This is a genomic window from Candidatus Woesearchaeota archaeon (genome assembly GCA_018303425.1).
GTDB lineage: Archaea > Nanobdellota > Nanobdellia > Woesearchaeales > JAGVYF01 > JAGVYF01.
In genome coordinates, this window is the sequence record JAGVYF010000015.1 from 1 (window position 1) to 9,445 (window position 9,445).

The 9,445-nt window shown below is 30.9% G+C and carries 6 protein-coding genes; 2 read left to right on the forward strand and 4 right to left on the reverse strand.

Going from position 1 to position 9,445, the window contains the following annotated elements; all coding sequences use genetic code 11:
* Positions 1–209 precede the first annotated feature (209 nt).
* Complete coding sequence (locus J4418_02830; GenBank protein ID MBS3112989.1) at positions 210–1,415, forward strand: IMP dehydrogenase; 1,206 nt, start codon at positions 210–212, stop codon at positions 1,413–1,415.
* A 60-nt stretch (positions 1,416–1,475) separates the two neighbouring features.
* On the opposite strand, the gene J4418_02835 is transcribed toward J4418_02830, so the two are convergent.
* Positions 1,476–1,673 carry a DNA-directed RNA polymerase subunit N gene (locus J4418_02835; GenBank protein MBS3112990.1) on the reverse strand — a complete coding sequence of 66 codons (198 nt, stop codon included), beginning with the start codon at positions 1,671–1,673 and terminating at the stop codon, positions 1,476–1,478.
* Positions 1,674–1,887: 214 nt separating this feature from the next.
* Between J4418_02835 and J4418_02840 the strand changes: the two genes are divergently transcribed.
* A complete protein-coding gene (locus J4418_02840; GenBank protein ID MBS3112991.1) occupies positions 1,888–3,789 on the forward strand; it encodes a hypothetical protein in 1,902 nt (633 codons plus the stop codon).
* 618 nt (positions 3,790–4,407) lie between these two features.
* Here J4418_02840 and J4418_02845 read toward each other — a convergent pair.
* From J4418_02845 to J4418_02855, 3 genes are all read right to left on the reverse strand, one after another.
* Positions 4,408–5,562: a hypothetical protein gene (locus tag J4418_02845; protein MBS3112992.1), complete on the reverse strand. Its 1,155-nt coding sequence runs from the start codon at positions 5,560–5,562 to the stop codon at positions 4,408–4,410.
* A 75-nt stretch (positions 5,563–5,637) separates the two neighbouring features.
* The gene (locus tag J4418_02850; protein MBS3112993.1) at positions 5,638–8,709 is read right to left on the reverse strand and encodes a hypothetical protein; all 3,072 of its coding nucleotides are present in this window, start codon (positions 8,707–8,709) and stop codon (positions 5,638–5,640) included.
* Between the two features lie 394 nt (positions 8,710–9,103).
* Positions 9,104–9,445, reverse strand: a 342-nt coding sequence (locus tag J4418_02855) for a hypothetical protein (protein MBS3112994.1), incomplete at its 5' end; no start/stop codon positions are given.

Here is a 9,445-nt window from a genome sequence, read left to right on the forward strand (position 1 = left end):
TGACTGGCATGTTTTACTTCCATTTGGAAATGAAAGTCCTTTTTGGTTATTAAGTTACCGCAGCAAGCTGCGGGGTATTAAACCCAAACGGTAATAAAACACACTGGCGGAAAATGAGATTTATACAGAAATGCATGACTCGATATCCAGATGTATAATTTAGATTACACTAATGTTTAAATATGATTGATTATCTTAAAAAAAAATGAATGGCAGCTATTGATATTCTGGAAGAAATTTATGACCGGATTTATTATAAATTAAGATTCTCTAAAATTGGGCAATATGCCATGCTTGCATATAACACCACATTCGATGATGTATTACTTATCCCTAGAAAATCATTAACCTCAAGAAAAAGCGCCTGTATTAAAACCAAGCTTACAAAAAACATCCAATTAAGCATCCCATTAGTTTCTTCTAATATGGATACCGTCACTGGTGTTGAAATGGCTGCGGCTATGGCAAATATGGGAGGGATAGGTTTTATTTATCGTTTGACCAATTCTATTGAAGAAGAAGCTGAAATGATAAAAGAAGTAAAAAAGCGAGGTTTAAACTTAAATATGAATTACCTTGTAGGAGCATCAGTAGGCGTTAAAGGAGCCTTTATGGAAAGAGCAAAAATGCTAATTGATGCTGGCACAGATATTATAATATTTGATGTAGCAAATGGTTATTCTAATCAAATGGCTTATGCTATTAAAACTTTTAAGTCGAAACATCCAAATGTACCAATAGTAGCAGGAAATGTTGCCACACCTGGCGGAGTTAAATTTTTAGCTAAATTAGGAGTAGATTGTATTAAAGTCGGAATAGGCCCCGGGTCAGTATGCACAACCAGGATTGTAACTGGACACGGAGTTCCTCAATTATCTGCAATTTATAGATGCGCAAAAAAAGCAAAAAAATATGGAATACCTATAATTGCAGATGGCGGTATAAGAAATTCAGGAGACATTGTGAAAGCATTAGCAGTAGGGGCAGATGTTGTTATGCTAGGCAGTTTATTTGCAGGCACTTTTGAAAGTCCAGGAGATGTATATACTATAGAAAAAAATAAAATACAAAAAGTTCCTATAACCAAAGTTACGTCTATTGAACCGGAAGATTATGATTGTCTTTTTAAAATATATAGGGGTATGTCCGGAAAAGATGTACAGATAGATGCTCAAAAGAAAACATTAAGCCAAAAAAATGAAATTGTAGCTGAAGGAGTATCAAAAAAAATTCCATATAAAGGCCCAGTTAAACCGATAATTGAACAGTTAATTGGCGGATTAATGTCAGGCATGAGTTATAGCCATTCTAAAACTATTAAAGAACTTCAAAAGAAGGCTATTTTTGAAAAAGTAAGCACATTAGGACAAAAAGAAAATACGCCCCATGCAAAAGAATTTAAACATTATAGGTAATTTTAGAATATTAACTATATAATTAAATGTTATAACAGATATTATGATTATAAATTGAATTTAAACTTTTTTATACTGCGCAACTAAATCGATTAAATCAACGTGAGTCAGAAATAAAGCTCTGCAACATTGTCTTTCCAAGCCTAAATTATCTAGAATTTTTTTTCTAATTTCCCCTCTTTCAAGACATTTATTATAATCTTCCCATAAATGGGATACAGGCTTTCCACATGAAAAACATCTTATAGGTATTATAATTTTGATCACCCAATATTATCTAGATTCATGGGTCGATTTATAAAACTTTCGTTTAATTGCCCTAAAAATATTCTAAATATATCTATTCATTCCATATATGAGACTTACATAATCTTTAAATAATGGGTTAGCTCCACAAATATAGAAAAGGGGTACTATTGAGATTTATCATATATTAAAATAGTTAAAATAATAACTAAGGGGGTAGATTAGATTGAAAGTAAATAATTTTTCAGAACTCGATAATGTTTTAAAAAAATCATTTTTCAAAATTAAAGATGATGTAAACAAATCCAAAAAAGACCTTGATAGCAGGTTCAAAGATTTCGAAAAAAAACAGAAAAATTCTATTGATCTTGTTGATACAAAAATAAAATTTATTTCTGATGAAATTAAAAAGTTTAAAAATTATAAAAATGAACTTATTAATGAACAAAAAAACAGTTTAAAGGAATTAAAAGATGATCAAAAAGCTAATAAAGAACTGCTTAAGGAAGATTACAAAAAAGAATTGGAAAAATTAACTTTAGACATTACTAAATTAAAAGATAATTTCTTAAAAGTAATGGATATTTTAAAAGATAACCTTGTAACAAAAAAATCATTTGAAGAAAACAATAAAATCGTTGAAAAAGCTCTTAATGATTTAATTGAAAAGACAAAGGATATTGAGCAAATCAAATTTAATTATTTCTCAAAATTAAACGTTAATAGGCAATTAACTAACTTACAAACCGATTTTAAAGAATTTAAAGAGGACTATTATAAAACTAAAGAAACTTTAGATAATTTAGAAAGTGTTAAACAAGAATTAGGCGAGTTTAAGGAATCAAGCAATAACAAATTTGTTCAGGAAGATTTATTTCTGAATAAGACTAAAGAGTTCGGAGAATTGAAAGATAGTTTAAATGAGTTAAGAGAAAAAGTTGCTAGATTATTAGAACAAAATAATGGTTCTGTTGATATTCATTTATTCAATAATGAAATTGAAGATATCCGTAAAAGAATTAGCCTATTTAATGAAGTCAAAGAACAATTATCTTTTGTAAATAAAGACCAAATTGAATCACAAACTAATGACATTGAAAGCCTAAAAGGCAAGCAAGATTTGTTAATCGATGAAATTAAAGCTTTGAAGGATGAAATAAATTCAAATAATGAACTTAAAAAAGACTTAGAAAAGATTAAAGCACAAATTGAAAAAGCTGAACATAAGATTGACAAAAATAATGTTATGATTGAACTTATTCGTGATACAAAAAGTACAGTTAAAATAGAAGAATCAGAAAAATCTGAGATTGAAGCCAAGATTGATTCAAACCTTAATGAAAATTTTAAAGCCGAAGAATCATTTGAATTAGATGATCCATTCGCTAAAATTGAATCTGATAAACCCGGTTTGTTCAAAAAAACATTAAAGGGCATTACAGATTTCTTTTTAGAAGAAGAGGAAGAAGATGTTTTTAGTTTTGAAGAAAATAAAGATGTAAAAGAAGTTTATAATGAAGCATTAAATGCATCAAAGATTACGTATCAGGCTAAACAAACAGATAATAATTCAATTGCAGATACAAAATTTGTTGCTGAAATTGAAAAAATGTTTGATGGACAATCTGATGCCCCTGAAATTAACTTAAAACTTGAAAACACCGAAGAAAAAAACAGTTTCTTGAATAAAATTAAAACTGGAGTAGTAAACTTCTTTTTTGAAGAAGTAGATGATGATGAATTTGTTTTCCAAGGCGAAGAAATTGAGCAAGAAGATGAAGTAAAATTAGAAGAACCTGAAGAAATTCCGCAAGTTGAGATAGTTGAAGAAGCTCAAGAAATGTTAGATGCTAAAGATAAAGCTATAGGTGAACAATCAAAACCAAATAAACGCAGCAAAAAAGCTAAGACTGAATACCTAAAATCAACAGAAGAAGAAAATGATGAGGAAAAAAAAGTTCATTACATGAAATCTAAAAAACCGCGAATTTTTCAGGATTTAGAAGAAGAAAGCGAATTAAATGCAGATTCAGAAGTAGATGATCTTACTAAAATTAAAAAAAAGGATAAGAAAGCTAATTTAGCTGAAGAAGATTACGTTTATTACCCTGAAGATTATTTTTATTAAATAGTATTTTATTTTTGATTATTTCTTTTAGTTTTTATTCTATAGTTTATAGACTAACAATCTATTTAAAACAATAATTATCTGAAAGTTGGGTGATAGAGGATATGTATATCTTAATTTTAATATTTGCTATAGGATTAAATTCAATTATTTTATTATTATTAATATTGTTTTATTTAAAAAATATACTTGATTTTTTCCATAATACAAGTAAATTGTTAAAATAATTTATTATAGCTCATAATGGATCTTTTACAATACTATTTACTCTAACATTTCTAATACAACAAATAATACTGATTATCATAAGTTTTTTTTTAATATTCCCTGACTTTTAGGATTATTCATTGGACTTTTTGCACTAATTGTTATTACAACAGCTGAATTACAAAAGTTTATTTGGCAATTTAAATTTAGTACTACTCAGGAGCAAATTCAAATTATTAGCTACCAAAATTCAAAAAAACTAAAATTTGCGAAAAAATTAATTGATGAAAATATAAAATTAAAAGAAAAATTAGAAAAAATAAAAAAGAGAAGGTAATTTATTATTAGCTTCAATTAATTCTTCAATTTCATTCTTGATTCTTAGGAATTCTTCTTTTGTTTTGCTCATATTTACCTATTCTTTCTAAAGTACCAAGCTAATCCTAAAACTATCAACACTATCCCTATAATCCAACCCCAAATTGGATTTGGAGGAGACACCTCTGGTTCTACTGCTCCACCTGTTACTTCTTCCAGTGCGCTTGACACTCCAACAGTTATAGTTTTGCCTTCAAAATTTACTAACTCTTTTTTTACAACATATTCAAATGTTTTACTCAAACCTTGACTTATAACTGGAATTTCCCATTGTACTACAGGATCATCTTGCAATACTTTTGGTTGTTCGCCTAGAAAAATTAATTCACTGACGTGTTTTGCAACATTTTTAGGGATAACTTCAATCACTTTTACATCAGTCATATCTGAAAGAGCTGTAACTGTTACAGATAATAATGTTCTTAATACTATCTCATTATTGATTTTAGATTGAATTTTATAAACTTTTAATATTTTATTAACTTCCAGTTTTTGACCTTCTTTAGCATCCAATAATGCTTGTAAATCATCCAAAGCTGTTTTAACGGCATTGCTTGTTACTTCATTTAATAAGGGTCCCAAATCCCCAACACCTATCTCTGATTTTTCAGTAATTTCATTAAGTTCTGTAATAATAACATCATCAGCGCTTAAAGATTCTAACCCTAATTCAGAAGGCGTAATCCAGCTTAGGATTTGCGCAATTACTGAAGGTTGCGTAATTTTGGTAGGTACAAATACGGTTTCTACTGTTGTTGCAGCGTCGCCACCGCCACTCCCAGCACCTGAACCAGCTGTTGTAGTTGCTGATGCTGATGTTGAACCTGTAAAAGCAAGGTTTAACCATCTTGGAGAACCATCTTCTTTTGAATCACTATATGTGTTACCAGTAATTGCTGTTATTGTCCATCCTGTACTAGATAAACTAAATGTAATAGCATCGCCATCGTTTGCGTTTAAATTAGCGTCATTTCTGCCTGTAACGATTAATGCATACCAACCAGCTGTATTTAAAGTATATGAACCCGCATTAATTCCCCCAATTGTTGCACTTAAAACTGAACCAATAGGGGCATTAGAACTATTTAATGTAATAGTACCTGAAAATAAATTATACGGAAATGAATCTGCAGATACATTAAATGATAAAAGGATTATTAAAGTTAGGAATATTAAAAAATTTTTCATTTTATTCACACTCTTAATTGTACACTCTTTTTTTATTAAATTAAAAAAATAAAAATAAAAAATCCGTTAGGATTTTTATCTTCTAGCCACTCCTGTAAATGAGTTTGCTGATGTTGATTGTACCCACCATGCTTCATATGGCCTAATATTTAAATTATCCCAATCATGGTCTCCACCGCTAGGTACATTTCTGTAAGTACTTGAGTTACCATAATCTTTTGTAACTGAACCTACCGCAATTCCAGCTTCTGCTCCAGTAGAGGTTAAACTGAACAACCAATTATCAGGACTATCAGTCATTCTACCATTTGTATCCTTACTTGAATAGTAATTTCCATTCAATGCAAGCAAGTTCCAACCATCTTTAATATCTATTTCCAAATCACTTAATGCGCAATCACTTTGATTTGCTAAATAAACTCTAAAGATGTTATCACTAGCATCAGATGATAAATAGGTGTTTGTTCCTAACCAAGTGAATCTATAACCTACTAATGGTCTTAATGACGTTGCAGTGGTTAATGTTCCCCATGCATCTGCATTATAATAATATCCAAAAGTAAAGTCATTTGTATTCAGATACCCTGTCATATTGCCGGTATTTACGCATGTAGGGAATGATACTGTTACAGGTGAACTGTTAGTCACAGCAAATGCATAATCAGCAACTACTTTTTTCTGAGCAGTTGTGTATGCAGCCCTTACAAAGTTATCTGCTTTATCTCTGATAAACCATGATGAACTATTAGCATTTAAATTTCTATGCTGATTTGCTGAACCTGTTCCTTGCAATGCTGTTGCGTTGAATACATCAGCCCATTCTCCCCTTAAACTTATATTTGGAGCGCCGTTATAAGATGTTATAATAGCGTTATTCCCGTTTACACGCACTAAATGAGTAGCTTTTCCACCCGTACTCATAGCACCACCATCTCTAAACGTGAAGTTTCCAACTGATAAGTTTACTTGATTAACTTGTAAAGGTTCATTAAACACAAATACAAGAGTGTCATCAATTCCTAATGTTCCATTGTATGCGGTATCAGTTGTTCCATTTTCCAAATAATATGAATACAACACATAAGGCGCGACACTATCATAAGTGAATTTTAACCCGGTATCACTTTGAGTCATTGCATTACCTGATAAATCAGTAATACTTGCATAATTTGAAACATTAATTACCCATTCAGTATTTGTATCTGTTGTTGTAAAGTTATACCAAAGATTAGCAACATTAGTACCGATTGGAAGTGTAACGTTGTAAGTCGTAAATGAAGTGCCTGCCCTGGATAATGTTACAGTTGTAGCATTAGTCATATCTTCACTAAACGTAACTGTTATCCTATGTGTTCCAGGACCAGTAACATTGTTATCACTAATTGTTGCGCTTGTAACATTTGGCGCAATTGTATCTTGTGTCCATGTTGCAGCTGCTAAATATTTAGCAGAACTATTATGTCCTACTCCAAAAGCAGTATTTCCTGCCGTATCCTTAAAAGTAGTATTGAGTATTTCATTTGCATTCCAAAGATACAATGCCGTGGAAGAGTTTTGTCCATTCCATAATGCAATTTTATCTTTTGCAGCACTTGAAATATTCATAGCTAATAACGTTGCTAAATGAGTTTGACTTTCAGTCACTGAACTTGCGTTTAATAAGATTGCATCACCTTTCAAACGGGTTGTCTGTGAATAATATTGCGCAGGACTTGTAGCTTGAGTCAGATTCAAATCATTTACAAAATAAGTTGGATCAACATACTCATCAAATGTCAAAGCAAATTGACCAGCCACATGACTGTAAGTCCAATTTAAAAGACTTGGTGCAGTTGTATCATTACCATGCGTACTAAGTACACTATTGCTTGTAATTCCATCAACTCTTCTTAATAAAATATTTCCATTATAATCTTTCCAATTTGCTTTTGTCAGACTAAGATTAAAATCATTAACTCTCCAAAATGAAATATTTGCGCTATTTGCTACGCTAAATACTATTTCAGAAAGATTACCGCTATATCCCCCAGAACTGATGTTGGATGTTGTTGTAAATGAAGTTGAATTAACGTAATTTCCTCCTCTTAATCCGTCTCCATTAAAAAATATCAAATCTCCTACAGTTACAGTGGTACCTAATGTACTAACAGGCTCACTCCAGAATAATGTTAATGTTGCAATACCAGCACCACTAATATTCAACACAGAATATTTTAAATATGGGCCAGCTCCATCTGTTGCAGTAACTGATGTATTTGTTGTTAATGCGTTACCGGCTAAATCTCTTATAAAAGTACTAGCACTACTATTTAATGTAAGAACAGGAGTTTGATTGCCATCAAAATCACTAGTTGATAATGTAACAATTGATTCATGGTTAGCTGTTGAAACACTATTAATTGTAATATTTAAAGCATGACCTGTCCTATTATTGTAAGTAGCGCCCATAGGTTTAACTGTAGTTACATTAACTGCTTCACTAAAAGTTAAGTTAATACTAGATGTATCATTTGTTTTAGCTGAATCTAATGTAGGTAATTTCCCATCTAAATAAATCCTATCTCCAATTACATATGTAACGGTAGTTCCTTTTATACCCTGTACCATTTGTACACTAAAGTTAACATAATTCTGACCACTTAATGCAATAGTAGCATTAAATATAAATGACCTCTTACCGGAAGTGTTAGCTATTAAACTTACATTAATTGCTCTATAACCTTGAGTCCAATTTAAAACTTGTCCGCTTTGAGTAAAAGTAACATTAATAGTCTGACTATCACTACTCTCAACAGTGCTAGTAGTTGCATTATACTCATTATAAGTTACTCCTGTAGGCAATGTAATTGCAACTTCAGAAACATTTCCAGTTAAATTTGCATTATAAATAGTTATATTAAATTGATAGGTGGCATTTTTTAAAAATAATGCATACGCCCCAGTCTCAACACGATTAAATTCATTACTTTGATCATTTGCCCCATTTTTTAAATCATTTGCTAATGCTCTTCCAACTCCGCTTATATTAGCAACGACATTAAAACCTGCGGTTCTTAAAGAATCTACTGCCAGAACACTTTGCGATAACATCGCGAACAATAAAACTATTGAACTAAAAAGAAATACTTTTTTTAAATTTACTACCATCTTGTATCAACCTCGTTTTTGATATATTTATTATGATTTTACGCCAAATCTAGCGTGATTATGTTATACTGTTGATGCGTAGCTTAATGAAGCTATCACATATTTTGTATAAATCTCGCTTTTATTAAGTTTAAAACTCAAACTCATATTTAAATGTTTCTATTTTAGCCTTCTTTTTGAACCTGGAGCCATAATTTAAACCATTTGGGGATGTGAAGGTTAAATAAGTGTTTGCGTCTCAAATGGACCCAAGTTCGGTCTCTGTAAGTCTCACGCCCGACTTTAAACGGATTCGTGAGACACTATGAGACACCCCCCCGTTTCCTATGGAAATTTTAGAGTCTCATGTCGTTCCAGTCTCAGAAATACAAGAATATACTAGTTGATACAAGTCTCAAATATTGGCCTCAATAATATTATTTGCAAGTATTATTTCAACTTCATCAGCAATAACAACACTTAAAACATTTTTTTGCTTTAAAGCATCAAAATATCGATAAAATGTGGCTTTCGAACATAAATTCTGTTCATCAACTACTATTTCTTTTAACTCTGAAAGACTCAACTGTTCCTTTGATGCAATTTCAACAATCCTTTTTTTAATTAATGATTTTTTGTTTCTACCTACTTTACGCATTATTTGGGCTGCAAGACCTTTATTTGCCATCCTGGGCACGTTTTGAACCAATTGTTGAAATGGGTTTTGAATTTGATTATGACCTACATTTTGCGCTTC

Bases quoted from the DNA above. Each gene is read 5' to 3' on its own strand.
- J4418_02845 (MBS3112992.1), bottom strand. From the start codon at position 5,562: ATGAAAAATTTTTTAATATTCCTAACTTTAATAATCCTTTTATCATTT.
- J4418_02830 (MBS3112989.1), top strand. From the start codon at position 210: ATGGCAGCTATTGATATTCTGGAAGAAATTTATGACCGGATTTATTAT.
- J4418_02850 (MBS3112993.1), bottom strand. From the start codon at position 8,709: ATGGTAGTAAATTTAAAAAAAGTATTTCTTTTTAGTTCAATAGTTTTA.